The organism is Halobacteriovorax sp. RT-2-3, assembly GCF_047085075.1.
Lineage (GTDB): Bacteria > Bdellovibrionota > Bacteriovoracia > Bacteriovoracales > Bacteriovoracaceae > Halobacteriovorax_A.
The window spans coordinates 359,698-380,475 of sequence record NZ_JBKIYF010000002.1 but is presented as its reverse complement, the minus strand read 5'-3'; the positions used below and the strand labels follow the sequence as shown (position 1 = coordinate 380,475).

Sequence of the window (20,778 nt, the reverse complement as noted above, 5' to 3'; positions counted from 1 at the left end):
GATCGTTAACGTAAGTAAGGCCAGCATGATAAAACTCCACTTTTCATTATAGAGAAAAAACAGCTAAACTTATCTATAAATGAAGTTAAATATACTTAAGGAAGACTAATGAATCATCGCAATTTAAAATTCTCAATTTTAAGCCTAATTTCTCTTAGCTCGTTTGCCAATTGCCCAGCACTTACTGGTACATGGGAAGGGCTTTGTGATCGAGATGGATCAGTTAAAGTTGAAAAACTCTACATTAAGCAGGAGAGCTGTGAGCACATAAATTTTTATGGGATGGATTATAAGATAGGTAAGCCTTATAGTGAACAATATGAGAATAAATATGAAAAGACATTTAATGTTCACAACCTATACTGGGGCAGAGATGGGCAGAGTCTTTACTTTAATGTCGATCGTGTTCAATGGATGAAAGATCGTAATCAAACTTCCAATGCACAGGGAGTGGGATTTCTTAAAGTCGATGGTGAGGAAATGAGCTATTCAAGAATCTATAGTGGAAGAAGTCGTGATGGCCAGTATTTTAAGAAAACAAGAATGTGTAATTTTACACGAATTTAAAAATGAGAATTTAAATGAATATAAAAGACCTTTTGAATATTGGAAAAGAAATAGAAGCCTTGAGGCCAAGTGAAGAAGACTTTTCAAGAGTATGTACTGATTATCTTTTGAAGTCTAAGTTTGATTTTGAACTTGAAGAGATTGAATCATTTATTGCGCAGTGGAGTTTAGAGCAAGAGACTCTTCCTGAGCAAGTTAATGTTTATAACGGATTTGGTCAGCCACCTGTTACAATCTTCAATAATGGACACTTTGTTGTTGATCTATATTTCTGGCAGACTTTAGATACTTCAATCCATTCACATTCTTTTTGTGGAGCTTTTCAAGTTGTGGCCGGAGAGTCAAGACATGAAGTATTTAAGGTTCATATGAAAGAAGAATTCTTTCCTGATATCTACACAAGTGAAATCGAATGTGTAATCGATGAAACTTTGGTTAAGGGTGATATCCGTGAGATTAAAAGAGGACTGGAGTTCTCACATCGTGTACTGCACGAGCAAAACCCAACCGTTACCCTTTGTATTCGAACAGTAAATGATAAAACTCCTCAATGGCATCACTTTGATAATGGACTTAGTATTCAAAAACGCTCTGCAGAGGCATGTGATATTAAAAGATTATCAATCTATGATTATCTTCTTACACGCAATCCTCAACAAGGCTTAGCTTATCTAGAAAAACTTATGGATTCATTTACACCAAGTCTTATCATGAATCTTTATGAGCAGCTTTCATATGACCAAATGGGCCTAACTGAAGAAGGTGTTGAAGTCTTCTTTGATAAAGTAGTTGAGCGCTTTGGAGATACTCCTTGGTTTAAGGTGTATATGGACTTTTTTAATTAATTCCTTTTCGTGCTTGATTGTAATTATTGAGCACAGAAAGTTTTCTCTCATATTCAGAGTCCATTAAACTTGAGTTGATGAAATAGTCAGCGCTTGTTTGATTGCAGGCCATTGGGATATTGTAAAGTGTAGCAATTCTTAGCAAGGCCTTGATATCTGGATCGTGTGCCATTGACTCTAATGGGTCCCAAAAGAAAATAAGCATATCAACTTGATCTTCAACAATTGCACTTCCAATTTGAAAGTCTCCGCCAATAGGCCCACTTAGGTACTTATGAATATTAATGCCTAATTTTTCTTCTAAAAGTCTTCCAGTTGTTCCCGTTGCACAAAGATTATGATTAGTTAGTTTATCTTTGTGATCTAAAGTCCATTGGATTAGGTCATTCTTTCTACTATCGTGTGCCACGAGGGCAATTGTTTTTTTCTTCATAGTCTTATTCTATTCCTGTCCTTAATTTAAGTAAAGTGAACTAGGTTGTGATTAATAGGGTGTGTTCCGAGATTTTCCATGCTAAAAGCTTCTATTACATATAAATAGTGAGATTAAAGTGAAGAAAACATTTAAATTAGTGGATGAAAAGCGCTCAGCTGAAAGAGTCGCAGATAAAATTAAATTTGAAGTAAAGAAGTATATTAAAAGAGAGCGTCGAAAAGAGTTGCCTGAAGGTTCTGACTTTTGGGATTTCGACTGTCGTATTGGTGAAAGTGCAGAATCTGCTCAAGCGATTCATGAAAAAGAAATCAACAAAAAGATTGATTTACTCGTAAGTGAAAAAGCTGAGTCATTCTATTTAGAAATTATGGCAAAACAAGCTCGCCGTAATCCTCGTTCAAAAGAATAGATCTAATTAAGTTCCAGGAACCATAATTGGTTCCTGGAGATGTCAGGAGTTTTGCCAAGGGATAAATTACGCGACTTGCGGTCCACGTAAATTACTTGCTAAGCTATTACTAAATCTTTCTCTTTTCCATTTTAATAATTGCTCATCGATTTCCTCCTCTAAAAGGAGAAATGCCTGATATGGGGTATGTGCAACTTTTTTTGCATAGAAGTTTTTCGAATAGGACTTAATACTGAGCTGAGCTATATAATTCGACTCATGCTTCTTAAATTCAAGCTGATAGTGGCCATGATTAGGGCATCGGTCCATAAGCCTATCGAGTCGTGCTTTTATTTTCTGATGCTGTTTATATGTCAGCTCAATACCGAAGTCAGAAAATAAAGGTTTTGAAAAATCACATAAATTAGTTTTCTTTAACATAAAGTCTCCTTGATACGGTTTGTAGTAAAAAAGATTCTTTAGAGGTCGAAAAATTAGTTATTTACCTCTCGTAATAAAAAAATGGTAGCAAAAAAAATAGTGTCAATGCTAGCTAGGAAAATTTTTGTATTTTTCTCTAAAGCCAACTTGGTGGGCGATCGGCCTTTGCATAGCTGAGGCGACCTAGAGCACTCGTCGTAAAGTAAGCATCTAGACCTGACACACAGATTGTAGAGGCTTTATGAATATCGATATGGCCATCTTCCTCAAGGCAATCTTGTGGTAAGTGAACACTTTTAATTTCACCAATTAAAAAATGTGTACCATTTTCCTCGATTTTAATTTCACGCACAAATTTTATCGCCATTTTAATTTTTGCTTCTAAAACAAATGGTGCAAGAAATTTATCTTTGTACTCTTCAGTTAGGCCACAGGCATCAAATTCACTTTGATCTTGAGGATAGCGGGCACTTGTTTGATGAGCCTTTTCTACAATTGTTTCATTAACATGGTTAATCGTAAAAAAGCCATTTTCACGAATATTTTCTAGTGTATCTCTTCTGGCCGTATCAGGTCTAATCACGAGGCCAATAAGAGCTGGAGACGCACCTAGATGAACGACAGAACTGATAATTGAAAGATTAGTTTGTCCTTCATTATTGATTGTACCGACAAGATTTGCTGACTTAAATCCTGATAAAGCATTTATGAATTTTATTCTCTTTCTCTCATCAAAGTTTTTAAAATCAGTATCATTAATTGTTGTCGTTACCATGGAATTTCTCCGCCGTCCCAAGATAGAAACTTTCCAGTTTCACTAAGTTCTCTATTATTAATGGTATTAAGTATATTAGAAGCTGTTTCGTGTGTCTCGTGAATTATGTAGGAAGTTCTACCTGTAAATGGTTCGGATAACTTTGTTTTAGTCGTTCCTGGATGAATAGCAAGAACTACACATTTTTTTCTCTTTCTTTCGAATTCGATAGAGATATTTTTTATAAGCATATTCAGTGCCGCTTTTGAAGTTCGGTAGCTGTACCAACCACCAATCTTATTATCTTCGATACTTCCCACTTTTGCTGAAATGCTTGCAAACAGGCTAGGAGTATTACTTAGATTCTTTTCAAAATACTTTCCAATGAGTGGTGTAACCATTGCGTTCACTTGTATAATTCTAATAAAATTCTCAGGATCAAATTCTTTAAGAGATTTTTCTGGATTGAGTTCTTTGTCATGGAGCATTCCGACGCTATTAATTATCAGCTCAAAAGAGCTATCAACAAGTTCTAGGGCCATGTTTTTTATCTGCTCTTCTTTAGTAGGATCTATCTGGTATACATGTAAGTTATTAGGAAATAACTTTTCTAGGCTTAATAAATCTAAGGCACTTTCTCTTTTTCGATAGGTTGCTGTGACGTGCATACCTGAGTAATTCTCTAATAAATTTTGCACTATCCCAAGTCCAATTCCATGACCGGCACCAATTATTAGGGCATGCTTACAGTTATTGAGTCGAAAATACATCCATTCTCCTTTAGTTAATGTTAGAATAAGAATGCTAATGAAGAAAATAAATAAAATAAAAAATAAGTTCATCTCAAGACAAGTAGGGGTTGCAAAACTCGCTTTAAAAATGGGAAAAGACGTTTGGTCTAAACGTAATGAAGATTTAAAAAATAAATTGAGTGGTGGTATTGGTCCTCACGTGGAACTCATTGTAAATGAGCTCGGTGTGATGAAGGGCTCTCTCATGAAAGCTGGTCAATTACTATCGACTTATGCAAGTGCGTTCCTACCGCCTGAAGCGCAAAAAGTATTAAAGCAGTTAGAGAGTCAGTCTTACTATCTAGAGTGGGAACAAATTAAAGATCAAGTTCCTAAAAGTTTTTTAGAACAACTTGAGATAGAAGAGAAACCAATCGCGGCTGCAAGTCTTGGCCAAGTTCATCTTGCTCACTATAACGGTGTTGATTACGCCATGAAGATTCAGTACAAGGGTGTCAGAAAGGCAATCAAGAATGATGTGAAGGCCCTAAAAATCTTAATGAAGTTACTCAATGTCATACCAAAAGAAGTAGACTTAAAAGAAATCTATAGTGAAATTGAAGAGATGCTCTTTCTTGAAACTGATTATCAAGCAGAGGCTAAGTCTATAAATGAGTTTCGAAAATTATTAAGTGAATACCCGCAATACAAAATACCTGAAGTCTTAGAGGATTTTAGTAATGAGCAGGTTTTAACGATGGAATATCTTGATGGCCATAGCCTAAGAGATCTTGACCAATTAAATCTATCTCAAGAAGATCGAAACGAGCTTGGTAGAGACTTCATGAGACTGATGTTCTTAGAGCTTTTCCAGTTTAAAAAAGTTCAGACAGATGTTCATATGGGTAATTATATTTTATTACCAAATAACCGCTGGGGTTTAATTGATTTTGGTGCTTCAAAAACTCCACCAGACAATTTCTTGAAGGGCTATCAAACTCTAATCATCGCCTGCGCTAATCTTGATCGCGAGTTATTCTTCTCAAACCTCTATGAGATGGAATACCTATCTAAGAATAAAAAAACAAATGAAGACTTCTTCTGGGAGTATGCCAAAATTATAGCTGCACCTTTTCAGGGTGGGGTCTATGATTGGGGTCGCTCCAACGTTGCAGATAAGGTTATGGAAATGGCCCCTCAGCTAATGAAGGAGGTCGCCGTAGGAAATCCTTCAAGACATACCGTTTTTCTAGATCGAAAGATAGGTGGTGTTTTCTTTGTTCTTCACAAACTAGGTGCTCAATTTGATGTACGTGCCCTGCTTGATGAGTGTCTTCTTTAGTTTCAGATAGTTAGGCTCATTTTTAAAAATTTATCAAAGCAAAGAGAATTTGTTCATAATTCAATAAATACTACCGATAAGTTATTTAATTAATTTGCCTTAGGGTGAGTTGGTAGATGTTGATTAATTTAGGGGTTTTCATCATTGCACTTGGCCTAAATTTTAGGCGCGCTTTTTTTAAAGAGAGCGAATGATTTTAATTACTTAGCTACAAAATTAGTTTGATTTTTAGCCTTAAGTTATTATTTTTGTAGTGCACATTAAATTTTCTTTAGTATAGAAAATTTAGTGCAGTAGGTGGGGGATCTTTAAATTGAGGAATAATTCAAGATTATTCAAATTCTCATTTATCGCATCGGCTATTTTCTTAGTTTATTATTTCTCATTTTCATTCAACGAAAATCAATCTGTAAAATCTAAAGAAGAAATTAATCAAGAAGTAACAAATAAATCAAAGCTTTCCTTAAAGAACGAGCAAAAAAATCAAAGCTATCCATTCAAGGATATCTCTCAATCTTCACAGGATGAATTCAAGAAAGAGCAAGATCGTAATGTGGCCAGTACATTAGTGGCCGAGCAGTATAACGAAGAGGAAAATGTCGGATACTATTCGATTGGACAAAAGCAGGGCGGCTATAGTTCTGCATTAAGTAGTGATCCTGTAAAAAAAGTCTCTTCATCGGATGAACGTTTTTTTGAAACTCCGCCGCAAGATTTTGATTCGCCAAGTTTTGCTCCAAGTAATAAAAATAAAGAAGAGAAAGAACTTGGGATTAAAGTGACAAGTGTCTTCAATCCTTCTGAAGATTCTGAAGCAGACAGTAGTGAAGAAAGTTCAAGTAATTCTTCTGGAAGCTCAAATACTTTTATCGGAAGAGTGAATCTAACTCTTTCAACGAACTCTATTAGTAACTTAAATATTTCAGGAGGAGCTTCTCCTGGTCCTAGTGAAACGCTAACGTTAAAAAATTCAGGAACTGTTAAGAGTGCTGCGCTGATGGCACCAGTTATCGTTGGTGCGGATGCTGAGCATATTGAAGTTATCAATGATAATTGTGAGGGAGTTGTCTTAGCTCCTAATGATACATGTACTTTCGATATAAGGCCTGTTGCCTCAAATAATGGAAGTTATAGTGTTTCAATGTATACAAGTGACTCTAAGGAGAGTTCTGATATTGCCACAGTAAGTGGTACGCTTTCAGGCTTTGTTCCTCCTGTTGTTGATGTTATTGCTGATCAAGGGCCAATTGCGGAAGGAAGTCCAATTGCAACTATTGATGCCGGTGATGGTGGAGACGATTTTGATAGTGGAGGTGAGCCTCTTACTTATACATGTACTTATGACATGATTGCTGACGGAAATGTGAATTCGGGAATTGATTGTACTACGATAGCCGGAGTTTCACTAAATCCTTCTTCTGGTGTTTTCGATTGGACGCCAAATTACTTTCAAAGTGGAAGTTACGAGTTTATGGTTGTCGCCTCAGATGGAAACCTTGTAGATGATGAGATTTTCGTTATAAATGTTGCCAATAATAATCGTGCACCTGTCATTGATAGTATTGCAAACCTAACTGTAAATGAAAATTCGGCAATGACAACGATTGACGTAGCTGATGGTGGGGATGATCTTGATATTGATCTTGAGGCCATCACTTATTCATGTGAATTTGATACTGTTGTCGATGGAAGTGTTTCAGGGACAAGTTGCTCAACTCTTTCTGGGTTTAGTCTTAATTCAGCAACAGGCGTAATTAACTGGACGCCTAGTTTTATCCAGGCCGGAGGTTATGAATTTAAGATTATTGCTAGTGATGGAAGCCTTAGTGATGAAGAGATCTTCACTGTCACTGTTAATAACGTGAATCGTGCACCAGTACTGGATCCTATCTCAGATATCATCATTGCTGAAAATAGTGCCATAACAACAATTAATGCTGGTGATGGTGGTGATGATTTTGATATTGATCTTGAAACAATTACTTATTCTTGTTCATTTGATACTACAATCGATGGGAGTGTTACTGGAGCTGACTGTTCAACATTAACAGGGATTTCGTTTGATATTAACTCTGGAGAGTTTGACTGGACACCAAGTTACTCTCAATCAGGTGATTATGAATTTAAGATTACGGGAACAGATGGTGGCCTTAGTGATGATGAAATCTTTTCGATTGTTGTAAATGATGTAAATGTTGCTCCTGTATTAGATGCTATTTCAGACATTATCGTAAGTGAAAATAATGGTATCACAACTGTTGATGCGGGAGATGGTGGGGACGATCTCGATTTTGACTTAAATACGATTTCTTATTCGTGTTCATTTGATACGACAATTGATGGAAGTGTTATAGGAGCTGACTGTTCAACATTAACAGGAGTATCGTTTAATTCTGTTACTGGTGAGTTAGATTGGACTCCTAATTTTGACCAAGAGGGGAGTTACGAGTTTAGGATCACGGGAGGTGATGGCAGCTTAAGTGATGATGAAATCTTTGTGGTTACTGTTACAAATACTAATCGTGCTCCTGTGCTTGATGCTATTGCCGATTTTAGTGTCTCTGAAAACTCTGCAATAACTACAGTTGATGCAGGTGATGGAGGCGATGATAGTGATATTGATTTAGATACAATTTCATACACTTGCTTTTATGATACAACAGTTGATGGCAGCGTCGGTGTAACAAGTTGTCTAGGACTTTCCGGGGTAAGTTTTAATTCTACAACAGGAGAACTCAATTGGACTCCTGATTTTACACAAAGTGGATTGTACGAGTTCAGAATCAATGGTAGCGACACAAGTTTAAGTGATGATGAGGTCTTTGTTATCACTGTTAATAATGTTAATCAACCACCGGTTCTTGATAATATTTCAGACTTTAGTGTTGCTGAAAATAGTGCAATAACAACTGTTAATGCAAACGACTCCGGTGATGATTTAGATGGTGACTTTGAGGCCATCTCATACTCATGTCTATATGACACTATTATTGATGGTACGGTATCAATAGGCTCTAACTGTACTTCATTAACAGGTGTTAGTTTTAATGTGGCAACAGGGGAGCTAGACTGGACTCCTGATTATGACCAATCTGGAAATTATGAATTTAGAATTATAGGTGGTGATGGTACGTTAGATGATGATGAAATATTTGTTATCAATGTAACGAATACTAATCGTGCACCAGTCTTAGATTCAATTGGTGATCAAACAGTTGCAGAAAACTCTTCGATAACTACTGTTAATGCTGCCGATGGTGGGGACGATTTAGATGTTGATTTAGATACTATTTCTTATAGCTGTGAGTACGATACTGCTATTAATGGATCTGTATCAAGTGGAACTGATTGTTCTTTACTTACAGGGGTGTCTTTTGTTGCCTCAACTGGGGTTCTCAATTGGACACCTGATTTCTCTCAGGCAGGAACTTATGAGTTTAAGATTGTTGGGAGTGATGGAAGCTTAAGTGATGATGAGATATTTTCAATCACTGTAAACAATGTCAATCGTGCCCCTGTATTAGATAGTATTTCCAATGCATCAGTAAATGAGAATTCAGCTTTAACTACGATTAATGCAGCTGACGGTGCTGATGATTTAGATATTGATTTAGATACAATTACTTATTCATGTACTTTCGATACTACTGTTGATGGAAGTGTCGCAGGTGCCAATTGTTCGACTCTAACAGGTGTTACATTTAATACCTCAACAGGGGAGCTTGATTGGACGCCAAACTATAGTCAAGCCGGAAGCTATGAGTTTCAAGTTAATGGTAGTGATGGAAGCTTAAGTGATAATGAAATATTTGTCGTTACTGTTAATAACGTCAACCAGCCACCTGTCCTAGATAGTATTTCAAATCAATCTATCGCGGAAAACTCTGTGATGACTCCAATTAATGCCGGTGATGGTGGAGACGACTTAGATAATGACTCTGATACGATCTCTTACACATGTATTTATGACACTGTCGTAAATGGTAGCGTCAGTGGTGCAAATTGTGCGTCTCTTACTGGAGCTAGCTTTAATGGTACGACAGGAGTTTTAAATTGGACTCCTAATTATGATCAGTCTGGTTCATATGAGTTTCAAATTACTGGATCAGATGGAAGTTTAAGTGACTCTGAGATTTTTAGTGTCACGGTTACAAATACAAATCGTGCTCCTTTACTAGATTCTATTGCAGATATCGTTGTTTCTGAAACTTCTGCGATGTCGAGTGTGAATGCTGCAGATGGGGGAGACGATTTAGACGTTGATTTAGATTCTATTTCATATACATGTACATATGACACAGTTGTTGATGGTGCTGTTGCAAGTGCTACTTCTTGTACATCGTTGTCAGGGGTTTCGTTCTCTGCGACGACCGGGGTAATGGATTGGACACCTGATTATACTCAATCTGGTAATTATGAATTTAAAATTGTCGCTAGTGATGGAAGCTTAAGTGATGATGAAATCTTTAGTGTAACAGTTAATAATGTAAATGCTCCTCCTGTTCTTGATGCAATCGCTGATCAAAATAGTGCAATTGAAAATACTCCTATTACAACTGTTAATGCATCAGATGGGGGAGACGATCTTGATCTCGATGGTCAGGCGCTAACTTATTCATGTACATACGATATCAATATTGATGGTAGTGTTTCAGGCTCAAGCTGTACGAGCTTAACAGGAGTCAGCTTTAACACCTCGACAGGTGTTATGGACTGGACACCTGATTTAACTCAAGATGGTGAATACGAATTTAGAATTATCGCTTCTGATGGAAGTCTAACGGATAACGAAATATTTGCAATCGTTGTGGCCGACCTTCCTGGGCCTTCTTATAATGAAACATTTGCTTCGACAGGGGTTACGACGTGGACTCAGTCTGTAACTGATGATGGAAATTGGTCTGTCGATCCTGATACTACTCCAAGCTCTGGAACTGGTCCTAGTTCTCCAACTGATGGTACTTATTATGCTTTCATTGAATCATCGAGTAATTATAATAATACTCATGTCATAGAAAGTCCGGTTTTCAATACGGTTACTGATAAGTATGTGATTGAATTTGATTGGCATATGTATGGTGCCGCGATGGGAGAGTTAAATTTAGAGTATTCTCTTGATGGTGGAAGTACATGGGAGCCAAGCATTCTTTGGGGCCAATCTGGAGATCAAGGAAATTCATGGTTCTCTGAAAGTATTAATTTATGTGAATCTTTCCCAGGTTCAACAACTACAATGGTTCGCTTTAGAGGAGTGACAGGTAGTACCTATACCTCAGATATGGCCTTAGATAATATTCGACTTACTGCAGGACATCCATGTGATATCCCTCCTGTTATTTCTTCAGTTGCCGATCAAAATTCGTTAATTAGTACAGCAACAAATCCGATTCCATTTACTATTGGTGATGCTGATTCGACGATAACTTGTTCTGGTTCAGTAACTGGAAGTTCTAGTAATACTACTCTACTTAGTAATGCAAATATTGTTATTGGTGGAACGGCCCCTAACTGTACAGTTACGCTAACTCCAAATGCTGGTGTTAAAGATACGAGCGTTGTTACACTTGCTCTTACAGATGGAAACTCGACCGTTTACGAAATATTTAATTATCAGACGGTTGAGCAATTTGACATTTCTCCAGAGGTTTTAAGTAGTCTTGATATTGAACCCGGAGAAATTGGAGATGAGTCTATTTTAACTGTGACGAATAATGGAACGATTTCAACAGGTACAATTCAATCTCCAGTTATTACTGGAGACACAAGTAATTTTGAAGTCGTTGTCGATAATTGTACGGGAATCTCTTTAGGAGCAGGAGCAAGTTGTACAATCAGTGTTCGTGGTGTTGAGACGGCCGCAACAACATACACAGGTAGTTTAACTGTTTCAGATGGTACATATACAACACCTGCTGTTTCACTATCTGGTAAACAAATCAATCCATTTAAGACGACTTGGAGAACGACAGCAGTGAATGAAGTTGTCACTTTACCACTTGTAGCAACTTATAATTATAATTTTACAGTTGATTGGGGTGACGGAACACCTGTTCAGACAATTACATCAGATACTGATGCAAATAAGGCCCATACTTATGCAAGTGCTGGTGACTATCAAGTGAAGATTGTTGGTACATTTGAGGGAATGGATTTTCTCAATGGTGCTTATACTAATCAACATCAATTAATTTCAGTCGAATCTCTTGGAGAAGTTGGTTGGGTAAGTTTATCTCGAGCATTTTACAATTGTAATCAACTTACGACTTTTGTTGCAGGTACGGCGTCAACTGGAATTACGTCGCTTGAATATACTTTTATGAATAATACGTCTTTAACTTCAGTTGATATGACCGGGCTTGATACAAGTAGTGTTGTAACAATGTCCTATATGTTTAATGGGGCGACAGCTTTGACAACACTTGATTTATCTGGATTTAATACTTCAAATGTTGATTCGATGACACAGGTTTTTTCTAATATGGGGAGTCTGACTAGTTTAAATATTTCTAATTTCGATACAAGTAATGTTTTAAGTTTCATTAGTATGTTTCAGGGAGTTACTAATCTGACTTCTCTTGATCTGTCTCACTTTGATACTTCTAGTGCTCTTTATATGACTGCGATGTTTAAAGACATGAGAAATCTTACGTCTCTTAATATCTCAAATTTTAACACTGCAAGTGTGACGAATATGAAGGAGATGTTTAAGTATGTTCAAAGTTTAACGACTTTAAACCTATCAAATTTTAATACAGGAAATGTAACGAATATGGAGGGGATGTTCTTCCATGTGGATTCTCTCACAACATTAGACTTATCAAGTTTTGATACGAGTAAAGTTACTAATATGAGAGATATGTTTTACTGGAACACTAATATGCTTTCAATGAATCTCTCTTCATTTAATACTGCAAATGTCACTACGATGGAGAGAATGTTTGCAAGTAATACTCTTTTATCTAGTCTTAATGTTTCTAATTTTGACACGACAAAAGTTACGACAATGAAGAGTATGTTCTCTGGTCTTGATACACTAACAACATTAGATCTTTCAAGTTTCAATACTGCCAATGTTACTGATATGTCTTATATGTTTTCATCGGGCATTAGTTTAACTTCGCTAAATATTTCAAGCTTTAATACTTCTAAGGTTAGGTATATGCAGTATCTATTTAGCAATCTCAATTCTCTACCAAGTTTAAGTGTGGCCCACTTTGATACTGCTCTTGTTGAAAATATGGATCGAATGTTTAGTGGGATGAGTACTATTACAACTTTAGACCTAAGTATGCTCGATACATCGAATGTTACGAATATGACGGCTACTTTTTCAAATATGACTGCATTAACTTCTTTAAATCTTACAGGCTTTGAAACTAATAGTGTGACGAGAATGGAGAGGATGTTTGATGGCACCTCTTCTTTAGCAACTCTTGATTTAACAAGTTTTGATACTTCTCTCGTTACAACAATGACGTATATGTTTTCTGGTATGGACTCTTTAACAAGTCTTGATATTTCAACATTTGACACTTCATCTGTGACAAATTTTGCTTATATGTTTAGAGATACTATTTTATCAGTTATTGATCTAACGCATTTTAATACTTCAAGTGCAACTAGCTTTGTCGGGATGTTCTATTTCGCTAATGGAGTTTCATCAATTAATATGGCAGGACTTAATACATCAAGTGTAACATCGATGACTTGGATGTTTAGATATGCGGATGTCTTGGCCGTTAATGCGACAGGGTGGGATCTTACAAGTGTAGCAAGTAGTACTGATATGTGGACGTCTTCAAATGCTTTTCTTGTTTTAACATGTGACCAAGGAGGCTCGCCTGGTACAGGTGATATCTTCGGAGAGCCTTGTAATTAATTTTCTATAATTTTTGTGCGGCCTTGATTAGCTTCTCATTAAAGAGCTTAATGTGTTCTCTTTGATATTCCCATTGGTGCAGAAAGAGTGAAACACTAAAATTCTTAGATGGATTTAATTGAACGAATTTTCTCTTCTTCATCTCTTTTTCCATATCAATGAAGGGAAGGAGTCCATAGCCGTATCCTCCTAGGATTGCTTTTTTAAAACTTTGGACTGATGGCATAAGATTGATTTTAGTAAGCTTATCGACTTTAAAATTTTCTTTCAAATAAGTGTGTTGGGCCTTGTCATATTTATCAAAGACGACAAGAGGAGCCTCTGAGAGAGTTTTTTTATTCACACCTTCATTGAAATATTCCTTATAAAACTTCTTAGAACAAACTAGTGAGTAGACCATATCTCCTAGATGAGTCGAGGTGTGGTTAGGAAGAGGCTTCTTCTCAGAACTTATACACATATCAACTTGACCGCTTTTTAAATATTTTAAAGTATTGTCTTGGTCGTCAGCTATAATTTGTAATGTCAAAACTTGAGATACTTTTGTATCAGTAAGGACATCGAGAAAAAACAAGTCGAGGCTATCTCGGTTCATGGCTATCTTTAAAGTAGGCTTTGCTTTTTTGATATCATCATCTTCTAGAATTTCATTTTCTAGGCTTGTTACTTTTCGCAAAAGATTCAGGTACGACTTTCCTTTTTCAGTTGCACGGTAGGGTGTTTTTCTAATTAATAACTTTGTCCCAAGAAAGGACTCAAAGTTTTGTATTCTTTGAGTTACTGCAGACTGGGAAATACCTATGGCCTTAGAAGCAAGTTCAAAACTTTGATATTCGATGACGGCCTGTAAGGCCCTGAGTGCATGGTAATCAATCATTATTTACTCTCATAAGTTTTACTAATTAATAATTAAAAAGATTAATTTAACTTATATCATGATTTGCATTAAATTACGCCTCAGGAGCAGGTATTATGGAATTTTTTACTCAAGGTTTTTTATTGCAGGCAAGTCTTATTCTAGCACTGGGTGCACAGAACCTTTTTCTTATTGATATTGGCACTAAGAAAAAGAATCACTACCTAGCAGCAGCTATTTGTTCAGTGTGTGATATGGCGCTAATTCTATTGGCCGTTCTCGGTGTTTCTGGTGTTCTTGTAAAAACTGTTGAGTTTAAAGTCGGTATCGGACTTCTTGGAGCTTCTTTTCTGCTTTACTATGCGGTAATGAAATTTATTGACTCGGTAAAGGGTGTTAAGGAAGTTGAAGAGAGTAAGAAATTTGCGCTTTCGCGTCGTCTTGTGATTTTAACGACGCTTAGTTTTACCCTGCTTAATCCTCACGTCTATATTGATGCCTTTTTCTTAATTGGTGGATACTCAACACGCTTTAATTTAGTTCAAGATCGTTTTCTTTTTGGACTTGGTGCCGGTGTTTTTTCAATTATATGGTTTTACTTTCTAGTGACTTTTTCTTCTAAGTTCTCTCATATTTTAACTAAAGAGAAGAACTTAAGAATCTCGTCACTTGCTACCGCTATTGTACTGGGCTATCTTGCTCATAAGCTTGGAAGTGAATCTGTAACAGAGTTTATTCAACTACTCTCATAGGAGTTCTTATGGCCTCGACAACTACTGCATGGGTTATTCTTGTTATTGCAGGTCTTCTTGAAGTATGTTGGGCAATTGGACTTAAATATACTGAAGGCTTTACGAAACTGATTCCAAGTATATTCACTCTTGTAACTCTAGCTGCAAGCATGTTCTTACTTGCTAAGGCCAGTCAAACTCTTCCTATTGGAACGGCCTACGGTGTATGGGTTGGAATAGGAGCGCTAGGTGCTGCAATCTTAGGAATAGTTCTCTTCAATGAGCCAATTACTCTTGCACGTACAGCTTTTCTAGCGCTACTGCTTATTTCAATTATTGGTCTAAAACTTACTGCTTAAAAATTTCAGACAGAAGCTTTAGAGATTTTATCTTTTTCTCATTATCGAAAATTGAGGTCACAACCATTAACTCATCTGGACGGTAACGTTCGATAAACTGATCAAGGCCTCTTTTAACAGTTTCTTTGGAACCAACAAAAGAGAAGTGAAGCATATGTTGGGCCATCATCTTCTCGTGCATATCCCAATAGGTATCCATATCTTCAATAGGAGCTTGGAATTTCTTCTTTAATCCACGACGAAGATTGGCAAATGATTGTTTCTGGCTTGTTGAGAGAAATTGTGCTTCCTCATCAGTATCTGCAATGATGATATTCACACCCAACATAACATAGGGTTTGTCTTGTTGAGCCGATGGTTCAAAGCCCGCATGATAAAGAGATAGTGCTTCTTGAATTGCATCAGGGGCAAAGTGCGAAGCAAAGGCATATGGTAATCCAAGGTGTGCAGCAAGCTGTGCTCCAAAAGTACTTGATCCTAGAATCCATAAGGGAACTTGTGATCCTAGCCCAGGAGTGGCGACTATTGGATCGTTTGCACTTTCCATTGAGAGTAGACGCTGAAGCTCAACAATATCTTGTGGGAAATTATTTGAACTTTGAGCTGTTGTTCTTAAAGCCTGCACGGTCATTTGATCAGTTCCTGGAGCGCGGCCAAGACCTAAATCAATACGTCCAGGATAAAGTGCTTCTAGTGTTCCAAACTGCTCAGCAATAACAAGAGGAGAGTGATTTGGAAGCATTATTCCACCAGCTCCAATACGAATTGTTTTTGTTTGACTTGCTAGTAATCCAATAACTACTGAAGTTGCTGCACTTGCGATGGCAGGCATATTGTGGTGCTCGGCCACCCAAATACGATTGTAGCCATATTCTTCTGCTGCTTGCGCGCTACGAACTGAATTATCAAAAGCATCTTTTACTTCCTGGCCTTCATTAACGAAGACCAAGTCTAGTATCGATAGTTTTGGTGTCATCACAGCTCCTTCAATGTCGGGTAATCTGTATAACCAACATGATCAGGTCCATAGAATGTATCAAAGATTGGCTCATTTAATGGTGCATCAATTCTTAGTCTTTCAACTAAGTCTGGGTTTGCAATAAATGGAACACCAAAAGAGATGGCATCAGCAATTTTATCTTCCAATGCTTTTTCAGCTGTTATCTTTGTAAATTTTTGATTGGCAATTAGAACACCATCAAATTTTTCTTTTAACTTTGGGAAGAGACTTTGCTCATCTAGTGGGTCGCGAGTAAATATGAAAGCAATCTTTCTCTTATTTAATTCTTCTACCACATGGCCAAAAAGTTCCAGGGGATTAGAGTCACCCATGTCGTGGCTATCGCAGCGAGGAGCAAGATGAACGCCGACGCGATCAGCGCCCCATACTTCAATGAGCTGGTCTGTAATTTCAAGCAAGAATCTTGTACGGTTTTCAATCGTCCCTCCGTAGATATCGTCTCTCTTATTAGTTGAGTCTTGTAAGAATTGGTCAATTAGGTAGCCATTGGCAGCGTGTACTTCAACTCCGTCAAAGCCAGCTTCCATCGCATTGATGGCCGCTTGACGATAGTCTTTTACAATTGCTTTCACTTCTTCAGTTTCAAGTGCACGAGGTACTTCGTAGTTAGTAATTGGTCGTACTAGTGATACATGTCCCGCAGGCTGGATAGCACTTGGTGCAACAGGCTTTTGCTCATTTAAAAAACTTGAGTGAGAGATCCTTCCCACATGCCAAAGTTGCATATAAATTTTTGAACCTTTTGCGTGAACTGCATCTGTTACTTTACGCCAGCCATCGATTTGATCCTTCGACCAAATTCCTGGTGTATTTGCGTAACCAACGGCAGAGGGTGTAATTGCCGTTGCTTCTGTAAGGATCATTCCTGCATCAGCTCGTTGTTCATAGTATTTCACCATGAGGTCATTAGGAATTCGTTCAGCTCCTGCTCTGGCACGAGTTAGAGGGGCCATAATAATTCTATTTTTTAGCTCAACACTTCCAAGCTTTATCGGTGTAAATAAATTCGTACTCAATTGAGACTCCTTTAGTTTGATGTTTATCAAACAATAGGCCTGCCCTTGATAAAAATCAAGTCCTTTGTTAGAATTTTATCTAACTATGAATGATTGCACACAAATACCATTAGATAAGATCTTTAAATCACTAGGCGATCCCATTCGCATGAGTGTGATAAAGCAGTTAATTGCATATGAAGAAGAGCATGGTCACAAGGAGATTACTTGTGGAGGCTTCGATTATTGCGTAAATAAGGCCACTTTTTCTCATCATATTAAGATTCTTATTGAGGCCCATATCATTTGCCAAAGAACAGAAGGGGTGAAGAAGTACCTATTTCTCAACCCTAATATCAAAAAGTATTACCCTGGCTTGATCGAAACAATTAAAAAAACATGCGAATAAAATACAGTAAGAAGAATCTCGCTTGTATTAGAGCTTTGGACATAGTATCTTGTGTCAAATTAGGTTTCCTATAGTTCACTTCCTTATTTCGGTTCTGTCTATTTTTAATCTTTTATTATTTAGAAACGACAGAATTGCAGGGAATACCTTAGTGAACGAAGTGCTTAATGCAGACTCAGTACCATTGAAAGATCTTATTAAAAATCCGCGTACATTTATGAGAAGCAATAATCATCCTCTGGAGCATGCAAAGGATTTAGACCGAACACTTGGTTTTCGTATTCCAAGAATAGAGGGGAAACTTCTACAAAAATACAAAGCTTATTATAAGCAAAATGATGGAACAAAGGGAAAGCAGCACTTTCAGGGGACACAGACTTGGATTGGACTGCATCCACAAGTTCTACAAACACCGTATAATGATATCTTTGAGGCCCTTTATCTTTTAAAAGACTTTGAAGTAAATAAAGTGGTGGATATTGGTGCAGGTTATGGACGCGTAGGCATTGTGATGAACTCTGTCTTTCCTGAGGCCCGCTTCATTGGATATGAGATTCTTAAACAAAGAGAGAGTGAGGGAAATCGCCTCTTTGAGAGATTAGAATTGCTCAATTGTGAGATTCTCTTAGAAGATGTTTTAGAAGATGACTTTATTTTGCCAAAGGCACAGATCTATTTTATCTATGACTTTAGTGAAATTGAGGATATTTCTAAGATTTTAGACGAGCTTGTGGCCCGTGTTGATGATTACAGCTTTTTTCTGGTAACGAGAGGCGATCGAATCGATTTCTTACTAGAGAGAAAATATAAAAAATTATGGAATGCCAATGGGCGCTTAAGCTCTGGCGAATTAAAAATATATAGTTCTAACGTAGACCTAAAGAAGCTTAAACATAAGGAGTAAGTATGAAAACAGGTAAAGTTAAGTTTTTTAATGATGAGAAAGGTTTTGGATTTATCGTTCCAGACGATGGAAGCAAAGATCTTTTCGTACACATTTCAGCAGTAAACGGTAACACTCTAAGTGAAAATGACGCTGTTGAATTTGAAGTAGGTGAAGGACAAAAAGGTCCTTGTGCTGTTTCAGTAAGCGTTCTTTCTTAATCTTAAGAATGACTCGTCGTACCTTTTAAGAAAGCGAAGAATTTCAGCTTCTTAGAAGGTACACCTTCTTGTAAAGTCCATTTGTTTATAAGAAACCCTAATACTTCCTATAAGATTTAGTAAATTTTTCATTGTGTTCATGTATTTTAGTAGATACTCTCTTGGCATGAAAATCACACACATCGCAACACTACTTATTTTAATCTCAAGCGCGGCCTTCGGCTCGTCTTGTGATCAAGAATTTTTTTACTCAGGACTTTCAACTGCTTCATCTGGATATGTATTTAAGTCACAGCTTTCTTCTCTTTTAAGAAGAACTCATCGTGGTATCTCGTATGATGACCTTCTTAAGGCGTATCGTAGCACTGATCTCGATACTACTTACGATGGTGATCGCACGATAATGGATATGTATTCTGAGAACCCAAACGGAAAAGATCCATATCGCTACCAACCTGGCCGTCGTACTTGTGGCCAGTATAAAGGTGAAGGGGATTGCTACAATCGTGAACACCTATTTCCACAAGGGCTTTTTAACAAGAGACGCCCAATGAAGACAGACATCTTTCATGTTTATCCAACAGATGGAAAGGTAAATGGCCACCGTGGTTCTTACCCATTTGGAGAAGTTGGAAAAGCTTCATGGGTTTCTAAAAATGGTTCTAAGATTGGTACAAGCTCGACAAGTGGATATCGTGGAAGAGTATTCGAACCTATTGATGAATTTAAAGGTGATATCGCTAGAGCAATGCTTTACTTTGCTGTTCGTTATGAAGCTGAAATTCCTAGGTTTAAAGATAATCCAATGACAAATGGCTCTCGTGAACAAACTTATAGCTCTTGGTTTATTAAGCTTCTTTTGAAGTGGCACAAGCAAGATCCTGTAAGTGAGCACGAAAGAAGAAGAAATGATATCGCATGCGAATATCAAAAGAATCGTAATCCTTTCATTGATCACCCTGAGTGGGCAATGGCCATTTGGGAAGTTCAATAGATGTTTCGAATTCTAATTACAGTTATTCTAACATTTATTTTTCTCGTTCCGTTCTTCTCCACACCAGTTGGAGAAGAACTGTATCTAGAATATCAAGATACGGAACTCTACAGATCAATCTATTGCCAATATGTTGAGTGGTTTGGTGCTGAAGGTTTTGATAAAATTAAGTTTGCTGTAAAGTGCCAACTGCTAAAATAAGTCTATAAAATCAAAAAACTAAAATGTAATTTCAATAAGTTATATCATTTAACTTGAGTCTACTCGTGTCTTGTGGCATATTTTAGAGTCTACGTCTAGACAAGTTGTCTATAAATGGAGTGGCGGTGAAACAGGACTCAAAAGAGGCCATTTTTGAAGGTGTGTTAGAGCTTCTGAAAGAAGAGGCCATCTTAGATATTTCCGTATCAAAACTTAAAAAACAGACCGGCCTTTCAACTGGAACTTTCTATTATCATTTTCCAAATGGAATAGAAGATATCTATAAATCCTTATTCATTAAACTATCTACTAAGATTAGAAATAAAGCTTTTATTGCGGCCAGTGCGGCCAAGACAGTAGAAGAAACTCTAATTGATTTAGTTAGTGTTTATTTTGACTGGCATGAGTCGAAAGTGAAAGAAAGCGACTTTTTTTGGAAGGCTTCAATGTCTGGCTACCAAGAAATTAGAGAACTTCTAATTAGTGAGTACGAGATTTTATCGACAAAAATTTATGACGTTCTTACCACGCAAGCTGAAGTCGAAAATATTAGAATTGTTGATCGTCGAATACTAGATGCAATGTTATTTGGCGCTGCTAGAGAGCTTGTTTATTCTTGGATAAGACGAGGTAGAGATAAGAAAGAATTTGAAGTCATTAAAGAACAATTTATAAAGACGCTGTATAGAGCATGTGTCATTGAAAGATCTTGAAAAAGACTGTGA

20 protein-coding genes are annotated in these 20,778 nt (G+C 37.0%); 13 read left to right on the top strand and 7 right to left on the bottom strand.

All coding sequences use genetic code 11. The features are described from left to right. Positions 1-108: 108 nt before the first annotated feature. Positions 109-567 carry a hypothetical protein gene (locus tag ACMAYX_RS07595; protein WP_392992820.1) on the top strand — a complete coding sequence of 153 codons (459 nt, stop codon included), beginning with the start codon at positions 109-111 and terminating at the stop codon, positions 565-567. 14 nt (positions 568-581) lie between these two features. Further along, positions 582-1,412, top strand: a complete 831-nt coding sequence (locus ACMAYX_RS07590) for a hypothetical protein (protein ID WP_103218273.1) — start codon at positions 582-584, stop codon at positions 1,410-1,412. Here the strand turns inward: ACMAYX_RS07590 and ACMAYX_RS07585 are convergent. Then, a complete protein-coding gene (locus tag ACMAYX_RS07585) occupies positions 1,405-1,845 on the bottom strand; it encodes a methylglyoxal synthase (protein WP_103218272.1) in 441 nt (146 codons plus the stop codon). The genes ACMAYX_RS07590 and ACMAYX_RS07585 overlap by 8 nt on opposite strands. Before the next feature lie 118 nt (positions 1,846-1,963). On the opposite strand from ACMAYX_RS07585, the gene ACMAYX_RS07580 reads away from it, so the two are divergent. Beyond that, positions 1,964-2,257: a DUF6172 family protein gene (locus ACMAYX_RS07580; protein WP_103218271.1), complete on the top strand. Its 294-nt coding sequence runs from the start codon at positions 1,964-1,966 to the stop codon at positions 2,255-2,257. Between the two features lie 66 nt (positions 2,258-2,323). Here the strand turns inward: ACMAYX_RS07580 and ACMAYX_RS07575 are convergent, their stop codons facing one another. From ACMAYX_RS07575 to ACMAYX_RS07565, 3 genes are all read right to left on the bottom strand, one after another. Further along, the gene (locus tag ACMAYX_RS07575) at positions 2,324-2,677 is read right to left on the bottom strand and encodes a hypothetical protein (RefSeq protein WP_412463269.1); all 354 of its coding nucleotides are present in this window, start codon (positions 2,675-2,677) and stop codon (positions 2,324-2,326) included. 136 nt (positions 2,678-2,813) lie between these two features. After that, positions 2,814-3,452 carry a flavin reductase family protein gene (locus ACMAYX_RS07570; RefSeq protein ID WP_412463268.1) on the bottom strand — a complete coding sequence of 213 codons (639 nt, stop codon included), beginning with the start codon at positions 3,450-3,452 and terminating at the stop codon, positions 2,814-2,816. Beyond that, positions 3,446-4,201 (bottom strand): SDR family NAD(P)-dependent oxidoreductase, encoded by a 756-nt coding sequence (locus tag ACMAYX_RS07565; protein ID WP_412471819.1) that lies wholly within the window; start codon positions 4,199-4,201, stop codon positions 3,446-3,448. The genes ACMAYX_RS07570 and ACMAYX_RS07565 overlap by 7 nt, the downstream gene beginning before the upstream one ends. A 37-nt stretch (positions 4,202-4,238) precedes the next feature. Between ACMAYX_RS07565 and ACMAYX_RS07560 the strand changes: the two genes are divergently transcribed. Continuing rightward, on the top strand, positions 4,239-5,504 hold the full coding sequence (locus tag ACMAYX_RS07560) for an ABC1 kinase family protein (RefSeq protein ID WP_158246890.1): 1,266 nt from the start codon (positions 4,239-4,241) through the stop codon (positions 5,502-5,504). Positions 5,505-5,817: 313 nt separating this feature from the next. Then, the gene (locus ACMAYX_RS07555; protein ID WP_412471820.1) at positions 5,818-13,383 is read left to right on the top strand and encodes a BspA family leucine-rich repeat surface protein; all 7,566 of its coding nucleotides are present in this window, start codon (positions 5,818-5,820) and stop codon (positions 13,381-13,383) included. 4 nt (positions 13,384-13,387) lie between these two features. Here ACMAYX_RS07555 and ACMAYX_RS07550 read toward each other — a convergent pair whose 3' ends face one another. Further along, positions 13,388-14,260, bottom strand: coding sequence for an ArgP/LysG family DNA-binding transcriptional regulator (locus ACMAYX_RS07550; RefSeq protein ID WP_103218265.1), 873 nt, complete (start codon positions 14,258-14,260; stop codon positions 13,388-13,390). A 95-nt stretch (positions 14,261-14,355) separates the two neighbouring features. Between ACMAYX_RS07550 and ACMAYX_RS07545 the strand changes: the two genes are divergently transcribed. Then, positions 14,356-14,991 carry a LysE/ArgO family amino acid transporter gene (locus tag ACMAYX_RS07545; protein WP_103218264.1) on the top strand — a complete coding sequence of 212 codons (636 nt, stop codon included), beginning with the start codon at positions 14,356-14,358 and terminating at the stop codon, positions 14,989-14,991. Between the two features lie 8 nt (positions 14,992-14,999). After that, on the top strand, positions 15,000-15,329 hold the full coding sequence (sugE, locus tag ACMAYX_RS07540; protein ID WP_103218263.1) for a quaternary ammonium compound efflux SMR transporter SugE: 330 nt from the start codon (positions 15,000-15,002) through the stop codon (positions 15,327-15,329). On the opposite strand, the gene ACMAYX_RS07535 is transcribed toward sugE, so the two are convergent. Next, positions 15,319-16,305, bottom strand: a complete 987-nt coding sequence (locus tag ACMAYX_RS07535; RefSeq protein WP_392992802.1) for an LLM class flavin-dependent oxidoreductase — start codon at positions 16,303-16,305, stop codon at positions 15,319-15,321. The two genes, sugE and ACMAYX_RS07535, sit on opposite strands and share 11 nt — an antisense overlap. Beyond that, the gene (locus ACMAYX_RS07530; RefSeq protein ID WP_412463265.1) at positions 16,305-17,366 is read right to left on the bottom strand and encodes an alkene reductase; all 1,062 of its coding nucleotides are present in this window, start codon (positions 17,364-17,366) and stop codon (positions 16,305-16,307) included. Before ACMAYX_RS07530 ends, ACMAYX_RS07535 begins: the two co-directional genes overlap by 1 nt. Positions 17,367-17,451: 85 nt before the next feature. Between ACMAYX_RS07530 and ACMAYX_RS07525 the strand changes: the two genes are divergently transcribed. The 6 genes from ACMAYX_RS07525 to ACMAYX_RS07500 all read left to right on the top strand — a co-directional run bounded on the left by ACMAYX_RS07525 (position 17,452) and on the right by ACMAYX_RS07500 (position 20,766). Then, positions 17,452-17,754 carry an ArsR/SmtB family transcription factor gene (locus ACMAYX_RS07525; RefSeq protein ID WP_103218260.1) on the top strand — a complete coding sequence of 101 codons (303 nt, stop codon included), beginning with the start codon at positions 17,452-17,454 and terminating at the stop codon, positions 17,752-17,754. 151 nt (positions 17,755-17,905) lie between these two features. Beyond that, a complete protein-coding gene (locus ACMAYX_RS07520) occupies positions 17,906-18,658 on the top strand; it encodes a class I SAM-dependent methyltransferase (protein ID WP_103218259.1) in 753 nt (250 codons plus the stop codon). Positions 18,659-18,660: 2 nt separating this feature from the next. After that, the gene (locus ACMAYX_RS07515; protein ID WP_103218258.1) at positions 18,661-18,858 is read left to right on the top strand and encodes a cold-shock protein; all 198 of its coding nucleotides are present in this window, start codon (positions 18,661-18,663) and stop codon (positions 18,856-18,858) included. Positions 18,859-19,024: 166 nt separating this feature from the next. Beyond that, positions 19,025-19,852 (top strand): endonuclease, encoded by an 828-nt coding sequence (locus tag ACMAYX_RS07510; RefSeq protein ID WP_158246888.1) that lies wholly within the window; start codon positions 19,025-19,027, stop codon positions 19,850-19,852. After that, entirely contained in the window at positions 19,853-20,053 is a 201-nt protein-coding gene (locus ACMAYX_RS07505; protein WP_103218256.1) for a hypothetical protein, read from the top strand. It begins immediately after the preceding gene. A 125-nt stretch (positions 20,054-20,178) separates the two neighbouring features. Beyond that, positions 20,179-20,766 carry a TetR/AcrR family transcriptional regulator gene (locus tag ACMAYX_RS07500; RefSeq protein WP_103218255.1) on the top strand — a complete coding sequence of 196 codons (588 nt, stop codon included), beginning with the start codon at positions 20,179-20,181 and terminating at the stop codon, positions 20,764-20,766. The last annotated feature ends 12 nt before the right edge of the window (positions 20,767-20,778 follow it).